Raw genomic sequence first — 1322 nt, forward strand, 5'->3', positions numbered from 1 at the left:
AGCTCTGTTGCAGTACGGAGACTGTTGCGCGCTCCGGAAGGTGAAAAGGCGCGTAGAGGGTCCGCCGTGGTGCGCGGGACGCACCATGGCGGACGGCGGCGTCGCGCGATCAGCGTCCGGCCTGTTTGATGCCGGTCTGCGCCCACTCCCCGGGGTTGATCACCAGCTTGCCCTTCGTCGCAAAGTCGAGGACCATCGGGTAGCGCCCCGGCACGGCGAACCGGCCGCCATCATAGGGAAGCAGCTCGACCGGCTTGTCCATCGGCACGTTGAAAGCGTTGCGCCCGACCGCCTGGCCGAACAGCTTGCCGTCCTGCGCGGTGATGTTCACCGTCACGAAATTCGAGAAGCGATACTTGCCTGCATAGGATGCCAGCGTTCTGGCGGGCACCGCCGGCTGCGGCGACATCACCGGCAAGGCCGGCTGCGGCGGCACAGATGCGAGCACCGCGTCCCAGGCCAGTTCGCTGGCGATCGAGCCGATCTCGACGCCGTTGAGCGCGCCCGGCGTGCTCGGATCGGGCGCATCGATTTCGCCGGTGGTGATGGCATAGAGCGTATCGCCGTCCGATGCCGTGGCGAAAGGCTGGATACTGCGCCCCATCGCGGTATGGACCTGGATCGCCAGCCGCTGGAGTTCGGCCGGCTCCATCTTCTGGTTGATTGCGACCAGCGTGACCGTGGTGTTGCGCATCCTGCCGCTCTCGGCGCCCCAGCCGGCCTTGCGGCTGTCGGGAAGGTTGCGCAGCAGATCGTCGACGCGAACATCCTTGGGCCAGCTCGGATCACGGTAACAGGCGGCGGGGCGGCCTTCCCGATCGGTCACCAGCCCATAGGCGTTGACCACCGAGAAGACGGCGATCTTGAGCGCGCCGATCTGCTTGAACGCGCCGCCCTGGCCCGAATGCGCCTTGCAGCCGAAGAAATCGCCGGTGCGGGTCATGCTCCCGGCTCCGGCGGCGCCATTGCGGAACACGCCCGGGATCCGAGCGCGATAGGCCGCCTGGGCGAGCTTCTTGTCGGGGTATATCTCGTTCAGTCGGCGATCGCCATAATCGAAGATGACCGCCCCGACCGCCACCGCGATCGAATCCCATCGCCCGGTATTGCGGCCATCGTCCTTGAGCGCGGTCGCGACGGCGGTCGTCGCTTCGAGCCCATAGGCCGCGCCGCCCGCGAACACGACGGTGTCGATGTCGTAGCTCGAATATCCGAGGCGGACGAGGTCGGTATTGATGGTGGCCGGCGCCCCGCCGCGCACGTCCACCGCCGCCAGCACCTTCTTGTCGAAGCTGAAGACCGTCACCCCGGTGGGGCCCTCA

Annotated in this window: 1 protein-coding gene; it reads right to left on the reverse strand. The window is 67.2% G+C overall.

The genetic code is table 11. The features are described 5' to 3' along the window. Positions 1–109: 109 nt before the first annotated feature. The coding region (locus Q4610_RS21700) for a P1 family peptidase (RefSeq protein ID WP_304537844.1) at positions 110–1322 on the reverse strand (1213 nt) is incomplete at its 5' end.

The organism is Sphingobium cyanobacteriorum (assembly GCF_030580935.1).
In the GTDB taxonomy this organism is placed as follows: domain Bacteria; phylum Pseudomonadota; class Alphaproteobacteria; order Sphingomonadales; family Sphingomonadaceae; genus Sphingobium; species Sphingobium cyanobacteriorum.